The sequence below is a fragment of the Streptomyces sp. NPDC058678 genome (assembly GCF_042714835.1).
Classification (GTDB): domain Bacteria; phylum Actinomycetota; class Actinomycetes; order Streptomycetales; family Streptomycetaceae; genus Streptomyces.
Genome location: NZ_JBHXSG010000013.1, coordinates 151,636 through 168,121, shown reverse-complemented (window position 1 = coordinate 168,121; position 16,486 = coordinate 151,636). Strand labels below are relative to the sequence as shown.

The window sequence follows — 16,486 nt, the reverse complement described above, 5'->3', positions numbered from 1 at the left end:
CCGGTGAGCAGGTACGTCTGACCGCGGTGCTGCGGGTGGGTCAGGGCGAGGGCGGCCACCGCGGCGATGTCACGCTCGTCGACGGTCGAGGTCCTCGCGTGCGGGTATGCCCCCCGCACGGTCCCGGTCGCCTGGATCTGCCCGGCCCAAGCCAGGGTGTTGGCGGCGAAATCGGCGCAGCGCAGGATCGTCCAGTCCAGGCCGCTCCCCTTGGCGATTTCCTCAACCGCGTGGAACTGCTGCCGGAAGCGTGCGTGCCCAGCCGGGTACTGCACGGTCACGGCGGACAGCACGACCACCCTTGCCGCGCCCGTCTCGCGGGCGCGGGCCAACAGATCGACAGCGGTGGATCCGGCGGCACGCGGGCTGAGCAGGATGGCCTCCACGCCGTCGGTGGTGGGAACCTTCGCGGGGTGGACGAGCTGTGTACCCGCGGGGAATTCGGCGTGCGGGTCGCGGGTGACAGCGGCGACTTTCGCTCCCCCCTCAACCAGGAGGCGGACGGTTTCCCGGCCGACGACGCCGGTGGCCCCGGTAATCAGGATCATGGCTGAACCCCTAACTCCTAGTGCGTGTGCCAGTAGTGGATCCCGCGCGGTGGATGATCGCGGTTCGTGTTGCTGGTCCTATCGCTGTTCGTATCGAGGGAGGACGTCACGGACGAGCCGTGTGCCAGGACCGTCGGTATGCGGCCGCACGTCGGCTGCCGATGTGCGTGGTTCAGGCGGGCTGTTCGGCGGTGGCCGCCGTCTCCCGGCGCTGTGCCCGCAGCAGCCGACGGCCCTGGTCGCCCTTGACCCACGTGTGGGAGCCGGGCTTGCGTGCCTCGTCCACCAGCTGCTTGACGGTGAGCTTGCACACGAGTTCCTTCACCTTCGCGCCTGTCCGGCCGCCGACGTGGAGCCGCTTGGCGGTGTCGTCCTTGTGGGCGAACTGGAAGACGCCCGCGCGGCGCCCCAGGCTGATGCACTGGCCGGCGAACCCCAGGTCGATCGGTGCGGGCCGCTTGCTCGCGATGCGGCTGAGCACCGTGTCGGCGGCGTGCGCGCCCAGCGGGCCGGCGGCCTGGCAGCTCATCCGGAACGGCATGTCCGACGGTGCCGCCGAGTCCCCGGCGGCGACGATCCGCTCGTCGTCGACGCTCGTCAGGGTCTCGTCGGTGAGCAGGCGGCCCAGGGTGTCGGTGCTGAGCCCGCTGCGGGCGGCCAGGTCCGGCACGCCGAACCCGGCGGTCCAGATGGTGACCTCGCTCGCCAGCTCACGGCCGTCGCCGAGCCGCACGGTGTCGCCGGTCACCTCCGTGACCTTCGTGCCGGGGCCCTGCAGCACGGTCACACCGAGGGCGGCCAGCCGCTTGGCGACCGAGCGGCGGCCGTTCGGGTGCAGGTAGGGGCCGACCAGCCCGCCGCAGACCAGAGTCACGGTGCGGCCCGCCTCCGCCAGTTCGGCGGCGGCCTCGATGCCGGTCGGACCGGCTCCGACCACCGTCACCGGGGCCGTGGCGGGAGCGGCGTCGAGGACCGACCGCAGCCGCTGCGCCTCCTCGAACGTGGCGATCGGATGGGCGAACTCGGCAGCTCCGGGCACGCCCGGGTCGGCGCTGCCGCTGCCCACCGCGTAGATCAGGTAGTCGTAGCCGACCGTGCCGCCACTCGCCAGCTGCACCCCGCGCCCCGTCGCGTCGATCCGGGTCACGGTGTCGACCACCAGCCGGACGCGCTCGCCCAGGACCTTCCGGTAGTCGTTGACGGCCTTGTGCGTCCCGCCCGCCAGCTGGTGCAGTCGGATCCGCTCGACGAAGTCCGGGCGGGCGTTGATCAGCGTCACGGTCACCTGGTCGCGCTGTGTCAGCCGGTTGGCCGCCATGACCCCGGCGTAACCGCCGCCGATCACGACGACCTCGATGTTCTCAGCCATGGTTTCTCTCCTCCGCTTTCAGGGATTCGCACGCAAGATGTCGACTTGGCACGCCGTGACGGCGTGCCGGACGGATCAGCTGAGGCGCTGCGGCGCCGAGCCGCGGAGCGGGGTGGCGTCCAGGTACCGGACCTCGTAGGCGCGCTCGCTGAACTTCCAGCCGTCGGCGGTGCGCTCGTAACGGTCGTGGTACACGGCGTGGTTCAGATGTGAGCTGCCGTCGCGCATCCGTCCGAACTCCTGGACGTACGCCCGGCCGGCCGCGGTGTCGCCGTCCAGCCGGATGACGCCCGGGTGGACGTTCTGCACGAAGAACTCCCAGAGCGACTGGCCCCACTCGATCCCCGCGCGGATCTCCTCGCGGCCGACGAACTCCCTGCCGATGTGCGGCCAGCACATGGCGCCGTCGGGCGTGAACAGCGAGGCGGCACGGTCGAAGTCACGCATCATCACCGCGTCCGTGAGCTCGGCTCGCAGCGCCTCTATCTCGACGCGATCGGCGATGGCCCGCATGTCGCCCATCGGTTTCCCTCCCCATCCATGTGTGCGTCAGGCGTGTGCCGCCTGTCCGGTGGTGATGGATCCAGCATCGGCGCGGGCGGGCCGGCGGAACAATGTAAGGTTCCTTGGGCTATTCATAATGTGGCGGTTATGCATGGGGTGGGGGTTGTGCATGGAGCTGCGTGACATCGAGATCTTCCTGACCTTGGCCGAGGAACTGCACTTCGGCCGCACGGCGGAGCGGCTTCATGTGTCGCAGGCCCGCGTCAGTCAGGCCATCGCCAAGCAGGAACGGCGCCTCGGCGTCGTCCTGTTCGACCGCACCAGCCGGCGCGTCGCCCTGACCCCGGTCGGCCGGCGTCTGCGCGAGGACCTCCAGCAGGCCGTCGACCTCCTCCGGGAAGGGCTCGCCCGCGCCGAAGCGGCCGGCGCGGGGACGAGGCAGACCCTGCGCCTGGGTGTGTTCGGCCATGCCGGCCACGAACTGCGCCCCCTCATCGAGGCCTTCCGCTCCCGCCACCCCGGCAGCGATGTCCAGTTCGGCGAGATCAACGGCAGCGACCCGTTCACCGCACTGCGCACCGGAGAGCACGACGCGCACGTGCTGTGGCTTCCGGTGGCCGAACCGGACCTCACGGTCGGCCCGACCGTGCTGACCGGAGGCCGCGTGCTCGCCGTGGCGGCAGACCATCCGCTGGCCGAGCGCGGCACCGCGTCGTTGGAAGACCTCGGCGACAACCATGTCGTCGACTTCGGCCCCGACGCCCCCGAGTACTGGATAGCGGCCATGGTCCCCACCCGTACGCCGCTCGGTCGCCGTATCCCGCGCGGGCCCGCCGCGCGGACTTTCCACGAGGTTCTCTCCCTGGTCGCCTCCGGACAGTGTGTCCACCCGCTGGGCGAGATCGCCGCCCGCTACAACCGTCCCCCCGGCATCGTCTTCCTCCCCGTTCCCGACGCCCCCACCCTCCACTGGGCCCTCACGTGGCGATCCACCGCCGACGGCCCCACCCTCCGCGCACTGGCCCAGACCGCCGCCGACCTCGGCCCCATCTCCATGTGACAGCGGATGACGGACAGTTGATCGGATGGCGCAGGCCCCGTCGGTTCGACCGGAGTCGTCGGCGCCGGCCCGGCCCCGCTCCGGGCGACTGCGTTGTGGCAGGTCATCGAGTCATCAACGAACCTTTGGAATGGATCATCTAGGGAGCGCTCAGCGGCGGCCACGCGGTTTCGCTGCCCTTCAGCGGATCTGCCGATCGTGCCCGCCCCAGCAAGGGCCGGTGCACCAGCACGCAAGCCGGAGTGGGCCGCCGAGGTGCACCCTCCGGTCGTGAGAGAGAGCCGCACACTCCTCACGGGCCCGCCTCGCGGGCGCCAGTGAGCGGCTTGCGCAGGAACATCCACAGACACAGGAACGGGCTGACGTCCCGACCTCCCCCAGGGTCGGAGAGCGTCACCGCGCTGATCGGCAGCCCCGCCTTGTCTCTTCTCCCCACGGCAGCCTCCCTTCCTGCCTCTCCGGCTCCCGCTCATCCGACGAATGAGGCATTCATGCTGAGAAAGCGATCCGCCGCGCCCCCTCCGCTCGGTGGTGCCGGCCCCGACGCCCGCCGCTACGAGAACAAGCTGCTCGTCATCCTCTTCCTGGGCTTCGGCCTCGTCTTCTTCGACCGGCAGGCACTTCTCTTCCTCGTCCCCTTCATCAGCGAGGACATCCCCCTCTCGAACACCGCCCTGGGCACCCTCTCCGGAGTCCTCGCCCTGACCTGGGCCCTGTCCGGAATGATCTCCGGACGCCTGTCCGACCGGCTCGGCCGTCGTAAACCCGTGATCATCATCGCCGTGGTGCTCTTCTCCTGCCTTTCGGCGTCGAGCGGGCTGGTGACCGGATTCGCCGCGCTGTTGGGAGCCAGGGCGCTGATGGGGCTGGCGGAAGGTGCCGTTCTACCGGCGTCACAGTCCCTGATGGTGGAGGCGTCCCAGGAGCACCGGCGCGGTCTGAACATGGGTCTGCTGCAGGGGTCCTCGGCCGGGCTGCTGGGCGGCATCCTCTGCCCGCTCGCGGTGGTGTGGATCGCCACGCAGTACAGCTGGCGACTGGCGTTCGTCATGACCATCGTCCCGGGCCTGCTGCTCGCCCTGTGGATCTGGCGGTCGGTACGGGAGGAGCCGCCGGGTGGCTGTGTGATGACGGAGCCCGTGGCGGAATCCGTGGATGCCGCGGCCAAGCCGAGCATCGGCAGCATCCTCCGGCAGCGCAACATCATCCTCTGCGTGCTGATCGCCTGCGCGTACATGACCTGGTTCTTCGTCATCATCACGTTCGCGCCGGTCTACATGACCTCGGTCAAGGGCTTCTCACCCGCGACGATGAGCGGCGTCGTCACCTGCCTCGGGGTGGCGTGGGTCGTGTGGGGCTTCGTCACACCGGGGATCTCGGACCGGTTCGGCCGCAAGAACACACTGATCGTCTTCACGGTGATGGCCGCGCTCTGTCCCCTGGCCGTGGTGTATGTCAGCAGCCCTCTGGTGCTCGGCGCAGTGGTCGTGCTCACGTATACGGGCCTCGGCTGCTTCACCCTGTTCATGGCGACCATCCCGGCGGAGACCGTCCCCCGCGGCGCGCTGGCGACCGCGCTGGGCCTCGTCATGGGCATCGGTGAGCTCGCCGGCGGTTTCCTCGCTCCGGTGATCGCCGGGTGGGCCTCCGACAACTGGGGGCTTGAGACGGCCATGTACATCTCGGCAGCGGGTGCCGCGTTGGTCGTCCTGCTGGCGCTCGGACTGAAGGAGACGGCTCCCGCCGTCCTGCGCAGGAAGAACGCGGCGGCGGTCCGCCACGGCGCTGCGGAGCGAACCACGAGCGAAGCCGTCGTCTCCTGACCCGGCCCCTTTGCTACGACTCCCGTGACGGCCAGGACCACCGAGGTGGTCCTGGCCGTCACGTGCTGCCTGGGACGAGCTGTGCGCCCGCGCGGTCCGGCCGGTCACCCAAGCAGCTGCCGGGCCACCCATCGGCCGGTAAGGGCAACGCGCGACCGGTCAGGGGGCCTGTCCCGACCCGCACTCAGCCGTTCGTGCCCGCCTCCACAAGAGACGGTGCACCGCCGCACAAGCCGGTACCCCGTCCGCCTGTGACCCTCCCGTCATGCGAGCAACACACACCGTTTACGACCACATCGTGGTGGGCGCCGGGTCCGCGGGCTGTGCGCTCGCGCGCAGACTCGTGGACGCCGGCCGGACCGTCCTGCTGATCGAGATGGGCGACCGGGACGACAACCCGGCCATCCACGACCCCGGGCGCCTGTGGGAGCTGTGGAACTCCCCACAGGACCACGCGTACACCACTGAACCCCAGCGGCACGCCTCCGGAACCCAGGTGTTCTGGCCGCGCGGCAAGGTCCTCGGCGGCTCCAGCGCCCTCAACGGCATGATCTACGTCCGCGGCCACCGGGCCGACTACGACAGCTGGGCCTACCAGGGAGCTGCGGGCTGGTCGTACGACGAGGTATTGCCGTACTTCAAACGCTCGGAGGACTTCGAGGACGGCGCGTCGTACTACCACGGGGCCGGCGGCCCGCTGCCCGTCAGCCGGAACCACTCCCCCAACCCGGTGACCACCGCCTTCGTGGAGGCCTGCCAGGACTACGGGATCCCGTACAACGACGACTGCAACGGCCAGGACCAGCTGGGCGTGAACCTGCTGCACCGCAACATCCGCGATGGCAAGCGCGTCAGCGCGTGGACCGCCTTCATGCAGCCGGTGCTCGACAGCGCGCTGCTGACAGTGATGACCGGCGCCGCGGTCACGCGAGTCCTGGTGGACGGTGGCCGGGCGCGGGGCGTCGAGCTGCTGCGCGAAGGCCGTACGACGGAGATCCGCTGCGAAGGGGACGTGATCCTGTCCGGCGGCACCATCGGATCGGCCCAGCTGCTCCTGCTCAGCGGTGTCGGGCCGGCGGACGAGCTGCGGGCCCTCGGGATCGGGGTGACCGCGGACCTGCCGGGAGTGGGCGCGAACCTGCACGACCACACCCTCGCTCCGGTGGTGTGGGAGTCGGCACGGCCGGTGCCGCAGGGTACGGCCAACGCGCTGGAGGCCCATTACTTCGCCAAGTCCGACCCGACGCTGGCCGTGCCGGACCTGCAGCCGCTGATGTCTCACCTGCCACTGCCGGTGCCCGACATGAACGTTCCGGAAGAGGGCCACGGCTTCTCGGTCCTCGCCGGGACGATCCGTCCGCTCAGTCGCGGCCGCCTGTGGCTGCGCTCGGCCGACCCCACCCAGGCTCCTGCCCTGGACCCCGGCTACTTCTCCGAGCCGTCGGACCTCGCGGCGATGGTGCGGGCCGTGCAGCAGATGCGGGAGATCGGCGACGAGAAGTCGCTGGGCGACTGGCGTGCCCGCGAGGTCGCACCCGGACCGTACGTACGTACGGACGAGGAGGTCGCCGCGTACATCAAGCGGACTCTCCTCAGCTATCACCACCAGGTGGGCACCTGCCGTATGGGCATCGACCGTATGGCGGTCGTCGATCCGCACTTGCGCGTACACGGCGTGGCCGGGCTGCGCGTCGCGGACGCCTCCGTCATGCCCTCCGTCACCTCCGGCAACACCCACGCACCTGCCGTCATGATCGGCGAGCGCTGCGCCGACCTCATCCTGGGAGCACAGCTGTGACCAATACCCTTTTCATCGGTGGCGAGTGGCAAGCCGCGGCCTCCGGAGCGGAGTTCGAGACCCTGGACCCGGCGACGGGGCAACCCCACGCCCAGGTGTCCCTGGCGGGGACCGCGGACGCCGACGCGGCCGTACGCGCCGCCCGCGCCGCCTTCGAGAACCCGGAGTGGGCGGGACTCACCCCGGCCCGGCGCGCCCGGATCCTGTGGCGCATCGGCGACCTCATCGAAGAACACGCCGAGGAACTGGCCGAGTTGGAGACGCGCGACCAGGGCCAGCCGCTCGGCGTCTCCACGGCGGTCAGCGTCGCCACCGCTGCCGAGCACTTCCGCCACTACGCCGGCTGGGTCACCAAGATCTACGGCGAGACGGCGCCACTGTCCATCCCCGGCGTGCTGCAGTACACCAAGCGCGAGCCGGTGGGAGTGTGCGTGCTGATCACCCCGTGGAACTTCCCGCTCATGATCGCGAGTTGGAAGATCGCACCGGCCCTCGCCTGCGGGAACACCGTGATCGTCAAACCCGCGGAACAGACCCCCATGACCACGGTGCGGCTCGTCGAGTTGTGTCGGGCCGCCGGTGTGCCGGACGGCGCCATCAACCTGCTGACCGGTGGTCCCGAGGCCGGCCGGGCCCTCGTCGAGCACCCCGGCGTGGACAAGGTCTCCTTCACCGGTTCGACCGAGACCGGCAAAGAGATCGTCCGGGCTTCCGCGGGCAACCTCAAGCGCGTCTCGCTCGAACTCGGCGGCAAGGCACCGAGCCTCGTACTGCCCGGCGCCGACCTGGACGCAGCCGTGACGGGCTGTCTTCAGGGCGCGCTCCTCAACAGCGGCCAGGTGTGCGCCGCCTACACGAGGTTCCTCGTCCACCGCTCCCTCGCCGACGAGTTCGCCGAGCGCTGCGCCAAGGCCGTCAGCGGGATGCGGATCGGCGCGGGCAGCGCGCCCGACACCGAACTCGGCCCCCTGGTCACCGGCGAACACCGTGACCACGTCCACGCACTGGTGCGCAGCGGGGTCGAGGAAGGCGCCCAGCTGCTCGCCGGCGGGGCCCCGGTCGACGACCTGCCGGGCTTCTTCTACCAGCCGACCGTGTTCACGGGTGTACGGGACGACATGCGCATCGCCCGCGAGGAGATCTTCGGCCCGGTGCTGTCGGTCCTGCCGTACGACGACGAGGACGAGGCCGTCGCCCGCGCCAACGACACCGAGTACGGCCTGGCGGCGGCCGTATGGACCCGCGACGTGGGCGCGGCGCACCGCGTGGCGGGCTCCATCCGCGCGGGCACGGTGTTCATCAACATGCCCAACCCCGTGGACGCCTCCGCCCCCTGGGGCGGGTTCAAGGCCAGCGGCTGGGGCCGGGAGATGGGCAGAGGCGCCATCGACGCGTACACGGAGGTCAAGAGCGTCTGGACCTCGCTCGCCTGAGGTGCCCGCCCGTCACGGACAGGCAGCCCCCGCGGTTCGGACCGCACGATCCTGAGGATGATGCGCGGCCTGTCCGGCCGGGCGTCCGGACGCCCGGACGAGGGTCTCGCGGTCTTCCGGGCATCCCGTTCGCCGAGCCCCCGGCGGGGAGCTTGCGTTTCGCCGCGCCGCGGGTGGTGCGTCGATGGGAGGGCACGCGCGAGACGTTCGTGATCGGTCCCCCGCCACCGCAGGAGCCGTTGAGCCGATCCGGACCCGGCGACGAGGCGCCCGGTGATGGTGTGGATCTACGGCGGGGCCTACCGGTTCGGTGCCGGCGACGACCCCGCCCCCGATGCGGGCTGGCTGGCCGGCTGGCCGGCTGGCCGGCTACGGGAATCTCGTCGTGGTGACCTTCAACAACCAAGTCGGCATGGAGGGGTTCGCCTGCATCGACGGGGCGCCGGCGAACCGCGGACTGCTGCTTGCGATGAACATCGCTGCGCCGACCAGGTCGCGGCCCTGCCGTGGCTGCGGGAGAACATCGACGGCCGTGGGTGCGAGTGCGCAGCGGCCAGGGGCGTACACGGCTGAAACAAGGTGCGGGAATGTCGGCGATAGCGATCAGGTTGCCCCGAGCAGACCCCATGGCAGTATGGTCGTAATGTAAAGGATCAGAAGGTAGTCATGACATCAAGTCGGCCGTGGCACTCGTGACGGGCGCGTCCTCGGGTCTCGGCAAGGCGACAGCGCACGCACTCGCCGAGGCCGGGTTCGACGTGGTCGGGACGAGCCGGAAGACGTCGGGGAGCACTCCTGGCAGCGGTATGACGTTCCTCGCCCTCGACGTGACCAGCGACGACTCGGTGAGCAGCGTCGTCCAGCAAGTGATCGAGCGGTTCGGGCGGATCGATGTCCTGGTCAACAACGCCGGGCTCGGCATCGACGGCGCCGCCGAGGAAATCTCCGTCGCCCAGGCGCAGCGCGTGTTCGATGTGAACGTCTTCGGCCTCATGCGCATGACCAAGGCCGTCCTGCCGCACATGCGCGGCCGGGGCCACGGACGCATCATCAACGTCTCCTCCTTGGGCGGGTTCGTCGGCAACCCCTTCATGTCCGTCTACATCGCGACCAAGCATGCGGTCGAGGGCTATACCGAGTCCATGGACCACGAGGTCCGCGAGCATGGCGTTCGGGTCCTGCGCGTCCAGCCCGGCCCCCTCAACACCCCGTTCGACACGAATTCGGTGAAGGCCGACACCCCTGCACCGGTATACGACCGCCAACGGGCCATCTACGAGGAGGTGACGCAGGAGCAGCTGAGGGGCGGCGACGATCCCGCCGTCATCGCCAAGGTGGTCGTCGCGGCAGCGACCGACCGGAAGCCGAAACTGAGCTATCCCGCCGGCTCGCTTGCCCCACGCCTCAAGGTGCTGCGCCGCATCCTCCCCGCCCGGACCTTCGACAAGTCCGTGCGCAAGTTCAACCGCATGACCCCCTGACAGCCACGGGCCGGGGACCAGCGGGCGACTCGATCGGCTCGCGCCTGGGGATGATCACGATGCACGTTGACCGTCGCGCGCCCTCGGCGCGGGGTCATTGTCAGTGCCCAGGTGCACGCTGAAAAGGATGAGTGCCACATCTGGGACCAGGACGGGCTGACATGGCGGGGTATCCCAATTCCCCGCTGACGCCGGAAGGGCGCCGCCGATGATGCGAACGTGTGGACGCTGGGCGTCCGATCACGCACATCGCCGCTGAGCCCGGCACATCCCACCGCTGCCTGGCGAAGTGGTACGCCCGCCGGCAAGCGCACGGCGAGGACGGTCCGCTCGATCACTCCTCCCGGCCAGCCGGCAGCCCCAGCCGAGGCCCAGGGGGCATCCCGGAGCTGGTAGAAGCGCTGCGGCGGCAGCCCGAGCATTCCGCGGCGAGCGACTGAGGGCTTGTTCCTCCCCACTAGCTGGGATCCCACCTTGCCGTAGGCCGATCCACCAGGGCGGCCCGCCGTGAACGGTGCGGCATCCCGCTGGACGTGGGCCATGTTCGAGAAGTGGCAACTGGCCCTGGACATGATGGACGAGACCTGGTCTGGGGCGTCGAAGTCCATCTTGCCTGGCAGACGGCGGCTCCGGCGACACCGCAGCCTTCCGGCTCGGCATCGAACCTGGCGCTTCGACCTGGTGCCGGTGGCGGCAAAGCTGTTCAGCAGGGCGGCAGCGACGTTCGGGGCGCCCAGCAGCAGCATGCCGGCGCGCAGATGTCACAGTGAGGCCCCGGCGCACTGGACGAGTTGCTGCCCGGTGATCGCTCCGCCGTCCGGGCCGAGGAGGAACGCGGTCAGGCCGGCGACCTCGTCGGGAGAGACGAACCGGCCCAGGGGCGGGTTTGCCGGGGGCGTGCGGACGCGGCCGGGGTCGGACAGCATCGGAGTGTCGGTCGGGCCCGGGGCGATCACGTTGACGGTGATGCCACGGACGGCCAGTTCCGCGGCCCAGGAGCGCGCGAGCGCGGGCAGGGCAGCCTTGGTCGCGGCGTACTGGCTCTTGCCGGGTACTCCGGTGGCGGTGCGGCTGCCGACGAGGACCACGCGGGCCCCGTCGGGCAGCCGGTCGGCGAGCGTGTCGACGAGGATCGTGGCGGCGTGGACGTGTACCCGCCACATCAACTCGCCGTCGTCGGCGGACAGTTCGCCCAGCGGTGCCGAGCGCTGGAGCCCGGCGGCGTGCACGATGGCGTCAGGGGCGGGCACGCCGACGAGGGTCCGGACCAGCTCGGTGGGCTCGGCCAGATCCGCCCGGAGCCAGGTCAGCCCCGGCGCGGGTACCGGACGGCGGCGGCTGATCCCGGTGACCTGCCAGCCCTCCCGCAGCAGGCGACCACTGATCGCCTCGCCGATTCCCGAGCTGACGCCGGTGACCAGGGCGCGCCGCGTCTCAGTCATGGCACACCCGCCCGGCCCGCGTCCCAGCGTGCTCGGCGCTCTCCGTCGAGGTCATGAGGGCGACGTCCGGTGCTCCGGCCCGTTGGGCGCCGCCACCTCGGTCAGCACCACCTCGACGCCGCGCCCGCGCAACTCGGCCACGATCGACGGGTCGGCTCCGTCGTCGGTGACGAGGGTCCAGTCGGCCGGGAGCTTCGCCCAGGCGTGGAAGGGGCGGCGGCCGAGCTTCGCCGCGTGCGCGAGGACGTACACATGGTCGGCGCGGCGGGCCATCAGTTCCTTCAGCCGCGTCTGGCGCAGGTCTGCCTCGCAGATGCCGTGCTCGGGCGAGATGCCGTCGGTACCGAGGAAGACCCGGTCGAAGGTCATCCGTTCCAGCGCGGCCTCGGTCAGCGGACCGACGAAGCCCTGGCTCAGCGGCCGCAGAGTGCCGCCGAGACACTCGACGTGCACCGTCTCGACGTCGGAGAGTTCCTGCAGGGCCGTCAGCCCCGTGGTCGCGACCGTCAGTTCCTTCGCGGAGCGCAGTTCGTGGGCGAGGGCGCCCACGGTCGATCCGGCGTCCAGCAGCACCGTCTCACCTGCGCGCACCTCGATGGCGGCGCGGCGCGCGATGGCCCGCTTCTCCTCGAACGCCTCGCCCGTACGCTGCCGGAGCGACGCCTCGGGATGGGCGGTCAGCGCCATGGCGCCGCCGTAGGTGCGAGCCAGCCGGCCGTCGGCGGTCAGCTTGGCGAGGTCGCGGCGGATCGTGGAGGGCGTGACGCCGAAGCGCTGCGACAGTTCCTCGACGCTGGTGAGGCCGGTCGTGGTGGCGACGTACAGGATCCGTTCGCGCCGGGCCTTGGATCCGAGGGGAGACATCTGTCGTGGAGTCCTTCTCTGCGCGGACTGCGGACTGCGGACTACGGGCGGCGGTCTCAGCGGACCGGTACGGACGACATCTCGGCTGCCTGGCGCACGGCTTCGACCATGCTACCGGCCTCGGCCACGCCCTTGCCCGCGATGTCGAAGGCCGTTCCGTGGTCCACCGAGGTGCGGATGACGGGCAGTCCCACGGTCAGGTTGACGCCCGACTCGATGCCCAGCACCTTCACCGGGCCGTGCCCCTGGTCGTGGTACATCGCGACGATCAGGTCGTAGTCGCCGCGCCCGGCGAGGAAGAAGGCCGTGTCGGCGGGGAGCGGGCCACGGGCGTCGATGCCGTCCGCGCGCAGCACGTCGAGGGCGGGAACGATCTTCTCCTCCTCCTCGCCGTAGCCGAACAGTCCGTTCTCACCCGCGTGCGGGTTGATGCCGCAGACGCCGATCACCGGCTTCGCGACACCGGCCCGCACCAACGCGTCGTGACCGCGGCGCACCGTGCGCTCGACCAGGCCCGGCTCGATGCGCCGTACGGCGTCGATCAGGCCGATGTGGGTGGTGACGTGAATGACCTTTACCCGGGGTGTCGACAGCATCATCGACACCTCGTCCACGCCGGTGAGGTGGGCCAGCAACTCGGTGTGGCCCGGGTAGAGATGCCCGGCGGAGTGCAGGGCCTCCTTGTTGAGCGGCGCGGTGCAGATGCCGTGCACGGCGCCCTTCATCGCGAGGTCCGCGGCCACCCGTACGTACTGGTAGGCGGCCTCGCCGGCGAGGGCGGACAATTCGCCCCAGGGCAGGTCGGCGGGGAGCAGGTCCAGGTCCACGACGTTGACGCGGCCCGGTGGGAACTCGGCCTCGCCCGGGGCGGTCACGGAGACGATGTCGCAGTCGACACCGAGGATCGCGGCGGCCTGCCGGAGCCGTCCGGCATCACCGATGACGACGGGACGGCAGCGGGCGAGGGTGTCCGGGTGCAGCAGCGCCGGGACGATCACCTCGGGGCCGATGCCCGCGCCGTCTCCCATGGTCACCGCGATGAGCGGCAGCGAACGGTGGTGGTCGGCGCTCGGGATCGCGTTCACCGGGAGGTCTCCTTGCGGTGGGAGGTGGGGGAGGTCCGGCCGGAGCGCCGTGGCGATCCGCAGCAGGGAGTCGGTGTCTCCGAAGCTGCCGGGCCGGGTGACGACATGGCGTCCGTCGGGCGTGAGTGCGTGGACGGCGCCGTGGTGGATCTGGCCGAGCGGCGCCAGGTGCGGAACGCCGAGCGCGTCGAGGACGCGGCGGGCGGTCTCGCCACCCGTCAGGACGAGGTCGGCGTCGCCCGCGCGTTCGGCGGCGAGGCGAGCGAGTGTGGACACCAGACGGCGTGCCGAACCGGGCCGGATGCCCGGGCCGCTGTCGATGCTGAGGACGGTGACATCGTCCGACAGGCCGGAAGACGGACCCGGTACGCCCGGGGGCGACCGGACGTCGGAGGTCAGGGCGTCGGGGTGCACATGTACATGGCGGGCCCCGCGCTCCGTGAGTTGCGCGATCTGCGCAGGCACGGAGGGATCGGCGGTGCCGACGACGACCAGGAGGGGACGTTGGCTGCGTCCCCCGACCGGAGCCGGAGCCGCTTGTCCCGCCGTGGTGGCGGCCGGCGTCCCGCCGGTACGCCTCAGCAGGCGGCCGACCGCCGCGGCGAGGCCGCTCGTGCCCGTCAGGCGGACGCCGGGCCCGCATGCGAGCGCCGCCGCGGCGATCAGGTCCAGGTCCGAGTCCGTCTCGGCGTCGCACACCGGAAGGTGTCCGGCTGCGATCGCCGCGCGCAGCACGGCGGGCAACGCGTCGCCCCGTACCGCCTCCAGAGGGACGAGCGTCGTACGGGCGTCCCCGAGCGCGGCGGAGATCGACGGCGGGGGCGCGGTGCTCTCCGCCCGCCAGGCGTCCGTGATGTGCAGGGGGACGCCGTCGAGATGGACGACACCGCCGCGGACCGTGCGGCCGAGGGCGGGCAGGGCGGTGGCGACGACGACGCCCTTGGTGCCGTCGGCGCAGGCGGCCGTCTCGGCGGCGAGGTTGCCCCGCAGCAGCGAGTCGGCCTTCTTCAGCACCAGAACGTCCGAGGGCACGGCTCGCAGTGCCTCCCGTACGCGCCGGGCCGCGTCGGCCGCGGGCAGGGACCGGCAGTCGAGGTCGACCACGACGGCCTCGCCGTACGCGTGCGCGTCCAAGGGCGCCGGACCGAGCACGATCCGGCCCGGCACGCCCAGCGCCATCGCGGTCTCCGCCGCCCCGGACAGGTCGTCGGCAAGGGCGAGGACACGTCGCGGTGCCGTCCCCTCGCGGCGGAGGGAGAGGGAGGGGAAGGGGAAGGACACGTCATCCTCCTGGACCTGTAGTCGAGCCGGGGTGGCATGCGGGGCGGCCTCGGCGCTCGATGATGGCACAGTCTGCGCGATGTGCGCGAGACCTATTGCGTGATTCGCGCAACCGTGGAACGGTTTCCGGCGCGACAGAAACCGACGGCAACCGACGGCGGTCCTGCGGGACCGGGCGCCGTCCCGAGCCGGTCGCCGCACAAAAAACCCCGAGAGGTCGACGATGACCCGAACTCCACCGAGTGAGACGCCAAGCCGTCGCACCCTGCTGCGCTGGGGCGCCGCGGGCGGCGCCGGTCTCGCTCTCTCCCCGCTGGCCGCCTGCGCCGGACCCACCGGCGCCCCCGGCCCCGGCACCCTCACGCTCGGGCTGAACCGCTCGCTGGTCAGCCTGGACAACAAGCTCAACCAGTTCGACGCCGCGGTGACCGTGCAGCGGGCCGTGCGTCAGGCCCTCACCTCCATCGGTCCGGACATGCGACTCGCACCGGTCCTCGCCGACCGGTTCGAGATGACCGCGCCGACCACCTGGAGCGTCCGCCTGCGCGACGGGATCCGCTACTCCGACGGCCGGCCCGTGACCGTCGACGACGTGGCCACCGCGGTGCGGATGTACGGAGAGGTCGCCGGCTCGTTCATCCTCGGCCTGTTCCCCGAACTCCCCGAGGTCGAGGCGACGGGCGAGCGCACCTTCCTGCTCCACACCCGCAAGCCGGTGCCCGTCCTGGACCGGCTGATGTCCAACATCCTCATCACCCCGGCGAAGGACAACCGGCCCGAGGAACTGCGCTCCGGCGTCGGCACCGGCCCCTACCGGGTGGTCGGCGCCAACAGCGGCGCGGGCGAGTACACCCTGGCCCGCGTTCCGGAGTACTGGGGCGGGCGGCCGCCCGTCGAACGGGTCCGGGTCCGCTTCGTACCGGAGGAGTCGAGCCGGGTCGTCGCCCTGCGCAGCGGCGAACTGGACGTCATCGACACCATCACCCCCGACTCCGCCGAACAGCTCACCGGTCTGCCCGGCGTGCACCTCGAGCAGACCTCCGGGGTGCGGATCTGCCAGCTCTTCTACAACTTCCGCAAGCCGCGGGGGCATCCGCTGGCCGACGCCCGGGTGCGCCGGGCGCTGACGTACGCCATCGACGGCGAGTCCCTCGTCCGGGACGTGCTCACCGACTCGGCCGAGCAGGCCCGGGGAGTCGTCCCACTCAGCCTCCAGGGCGCCGAACCCACCGGCCGCTACGCCCACGAACCCGCACGCGCACGGCAGTTGCTCAAGTCCCTGGGCGCCGACGGGCTGCGGATCAAAATCATCTGGGAGTCGGGCGAGTTCGCCGCGGACGCCTCCGTGATGGAGGCCGTCGCGGAGATGCTGAAGGAGGTCGGTGTGCGCGCCGCCCTGCAGCAGTTCGAGCCCGGCGGCGACATCCTCAAGTGGCGCCAGGGCAAGGGAGGCGACTGGGACGTCATCGGCAACGGCTTCCCCGGCACCACCGGCCAGGCCACCACCATGCTGCAAGCCATGTACGCGGGCACGGCCGAGGACGAGCGCACCGGTGACGCGTTCATGGGCTACGTCATCCCCGGCATCGCCCGACAGCTGTCCGACGCGGCCACCGAGACCGACCCCGCCACCCGTGACCGCAAACTGACCGCCGCCCAGCACGCCGTCTGGGACACCTGGCCGGCCATGTGGGCCTTCGTGCCGAAGACCGTGCTCGCCCGCCGCGCCCGCGTCGACGGCATCCGGCTGCTGCCGATCAACTCCTACGACCTGACCGCCGTACGGCTGGAGGGCTGA

At 71.1% G+C, this 16,486-nt stretch carries 15 protein-coding genes; 8 read left to right on the top strand and 7 right to left on the bottom strand.

The features are described from left to right. The 3 genes from ACFWWR_RS15295 to ACFWWR_RS15285 all read right to left on the bottom strand — a co-directional run. On the bottom strand, nucleotides 1-548 hold a 548-nt coding region (locus ACFWWR_RS15295), incomplete at its 3' end, for an SDR family oxidoreductase (RefSeq protein WP_384303594.1). Between the two features lie 172 nt (nucleotides 549-720). Further along, nucleotides 721-1,917 carry an NAD(P)/FAD-dependent oxidoreductase gene (locus ACFWWR_RS15290; protein WP_384303592.1) on the bottom strand — a complete coding sequence of 399 codons (1,197 nt, stop codon included), beginning with the start codon at nucleotides 1,915-1,917 and terminating at the stop codon, nucleotides 721-723. A 75-nt stretch (nucleotides 1,918-1,992) separates the two neighbouring features. Next, nucleotides 1,993-2,439, bottom strand: coding sequence for a nuclear transport factor 2 family protein (locus ACFWWR_RS15285; protein ID WP_383874334.1), 447 nt, complete (start codon nucleotides 2,437-2,439; stop codon nucleotides 1,993-1,995). Nucleotides 2,440-2,590: 151 nt separating this feature from the next. Here ACFWWR_RS15285 and ACFWWR_RS15280 point away from each other — a divergent pair, with 151 nt between their 5' ends. Continuing rightward, the gene (locus tag ACFWWR_RS15280; RefSeq protein ID WP_384303590.1) at nucleotides 2,591-3,481 is read left to right on the top strand and encodes a LysR family transcriptional regulator; all 891 of its coding nucleotides are present in this window, start codon (nucleotides 2,591-2,593) and stop codon (nucleotides 3,479-3,481) included. Between the two features lie 292 nt (nucleotides 3,482-3,773). On the opposite strand, the gene ACFWWR_RS15275 is transcribed toward ACFWWR_RS15280, so the two are convergent. Continuing rightward, the gene (locus ACFWWR_RS15275) at nucleotides 3,774-3,917 is read right to left on the bottom strand and encodes a hypothetical protein (RefSeq protein WP_383874337.1); all 144 of its coding nucleotides are present in this window, start codon (nucleotides 3,915-3,917) and stop codon (nucleotides 3,774-3,776) included. Nucleotides 3,918-3,972: 55 nt separating this feature from the next. Between ACFWWR_RS15275 and ACFWWR_RS15270 the strand changes: the two genes are divergently transcribed. The 6 genes from ACFWWR_RS15270 (at nucleotide 3,973) to ACFWWR_RS15245 (ending at nucleotide 10,456) form a co-directional block, all read left to right on the top strand. Further along, nucleotides 3,973-5,304 carry an MFS transporter gene (locus ACFWWR_RS15270; RefSeq protein WP_384303588.1) on the top strand — a complete coding sequence of 444 codons (1,332 nt, stop codon included), beginning with the start codon at nucleotides 3,973-3,975 and terminating at the stop codon, nucleotides 5,302-5,304. A gap of 265 nt (nucleotides 5,305-5,569) precedes the next feature. After that, nucleotides 5,570-7,102 (top strand): GMC family oxidoreductase, encoded by a 1,533-nt coding sequence (locus tag ACFWWR_RS15265; RefSeq protein WP_384303586.1) that lies wholly within the window; start codon nucleotides 5,570-5,572, stop codon nucleotides 7,100-7,102. Beyond that, a complete protein-coding gene (locus ACFWWR_RS15260) occupies nucleotides 7,099-8,535 on the top strand; it encodes an aldehyde dehydrogenase family protein (protein ID WP_383874342.1) in 1,437 nt (478 codons plus the stop codon). Before ACFWWR_RS15265 ends, ACFWWR_RS15260 begins: the two co-directional genes overlap by 4 nt. A 173-nt stretch (nucleotides 8,536-8,708) precedes the next feature. Further along, complete coding sequence (locus ACFWWR_RS15255) at nucleotides 8,709-8,927, top strand: hypothetical protein (protein WP_384303602.1); 219 nt, start codon at nucleotides 8,709-8,711, stop codon at nucleotides 8,925-8,927. A 291-nt stretch (nucleotides 8,928-9,218) separates the two neighbouring features. Further along, complete coding sequence (locus tag ACFWWR_RS15250; RefSeq protein WP_384303584.1) at nucleotides 9,219-10,016, top strand: oxidoreductase; 798 nt, start codon at nucleotides 9,219-9,221, stop codon at nucleotides 10,014-10,016. Between the two features lie 221 nt (nucleotides 10,017-10,237). Further along, entirely contained in the window at nucleotides 10,238-10,456 is a 219-nt protein-coding gene (locus ACFWWR_RS15245; protein WP_383874346.1) for a leucine zipper domain-containing protein, read from the top strand. 321 nt (nucleotides 10,457-10,777) lie between these two features. Here the strand turns inward: ACFWWR_RS15245 and ACFWWR_RS15240 are convergent, their stop codons facing one another. Genes ACFWWR_RS15240 through pdxA form a run of 3 tightly spaced genes read right to left on the bottom strand, consistent with a single transcriptional unit; the run spans nucleotide 10,778 to nucleotide 14,688 of the window. Continuing rightward, entirely contained in the window at nucleotides 10,778-11,458 is a 681-nt protein-coding gene (locus ACFWWR_RS15240) for an SDR family NAD(P)-dependent oxidoreductase (RefSeq protein ID WP_383874347.1), read from the bottom strand. 51 nt (nucleotides 11,459-11,509) lie between these two features. After that, nucleotides 11,510-12,322, bottom strand: coding sequence for a DeoR/GlpR family DNA-binding transcription regulator (locus ACFWWR_RS15235; RefSeq protein WP_383874349.1), 813 nt, complete (start codon nucleotides 12,320-12,322; stop codon nucleotides 11,510-11,512). A gap of 56 nt (nucleotides 12,323-12,378) precedes the next feature. Then, nucleotides 12,379-14,688, bottom strand: a complete 2,310-nt coding sequence (pdxA, locus tag ACFWWR_RS15230; protein WP_384303582.1) for a 4-hydroxythreonine-4-phosphate dehydrogenase PdxA — start codon at nucleotides 14,686-14,688, stop codon at nucleotides 12,379-12,381. 223 nt (nucleotides 14,689-14,911) lie between these two features. On the opposite strand from pdxA, the gene ACFWWR_RS15225 reads away from it, so the two are divergent. Beyond that, the gene (locus ACFWWR_RS15225; protein WP_384303580.1) at nucleotides 14,912-16,486 is read left to right on the top strand and encodes an ABC transporter substrate-binding protein; all 1,575 of its coding nucleotides are present in this window, start codon (nucleotides 14,912-14,914) and stop codon (nucleotides 16,484-16,486) included.

What these genes read in the sequence shown, in the direction of transcription:
- ACFWWR_RS15270 (WP_384303588.1), top strand. Translation starts at nt 3,973, where the DNA reads ATGCTGAGAAAGCGATCCGCCGCGCCCCCTCCGCTCGGTGGTGCCGGC.
- ACFWWR_RS15290 (WP_384303592.1), bottom strand. Translation starts at nt 1,917, where the DNA reads ATGGCTGAGAACATCGAGGTCGTCGTGATCGGCGGCGGTTACGCCGGG.
- ACFWWR_RS15225 (WP_384303580.1), top strand. Translation starts at nt 14,912, where the DNA reads ATGACCCGAACTCCACCGAGTGAGACGCCAAGCCGTCGCACCCTGCTG.
- ACFWWR_RS15285 (WP_383874334.1), bottom strand. Translation starts at nt 2,439, where the DNA reads ATGGGCGACATGCGGGCCATCGCCGATCGCGTCGAGATAGAGGCGCTG.
- ACFWWR_RS15265 (WP_384303586.1), top strand. Translation starts at nt 5,570, where the DNA reads ATGCGAGCAACACACACCGTTTACGACCACATCGTGGTGGGCGCCGGG.
- ACFWWR_RS15280 (WP_384303590.1), top strand. Translation starts at nt 2,591, where the DNA reads ATGGAGCTGCGTGACATCGAGATCTTCCTGACCTTGGCCGAGGAACTG.
- ACFWWR_RS15235 (WP_383874349.1), bottom strand. Translation starts at nt 12,322, where the DNA reads ATGTCTCCCCTCGGATCCAAGGCCCGGCGCGAACGGATCCTGTACGTC.
- ACFWWR_RS15240 (WP_383874347.1), bottom strand. Translation starts at nt 11,458, where the DNA reads ATGACTGAGACGCGGCGCGCCCTGGTCACCGGCGTCAGCTCGGGAATC.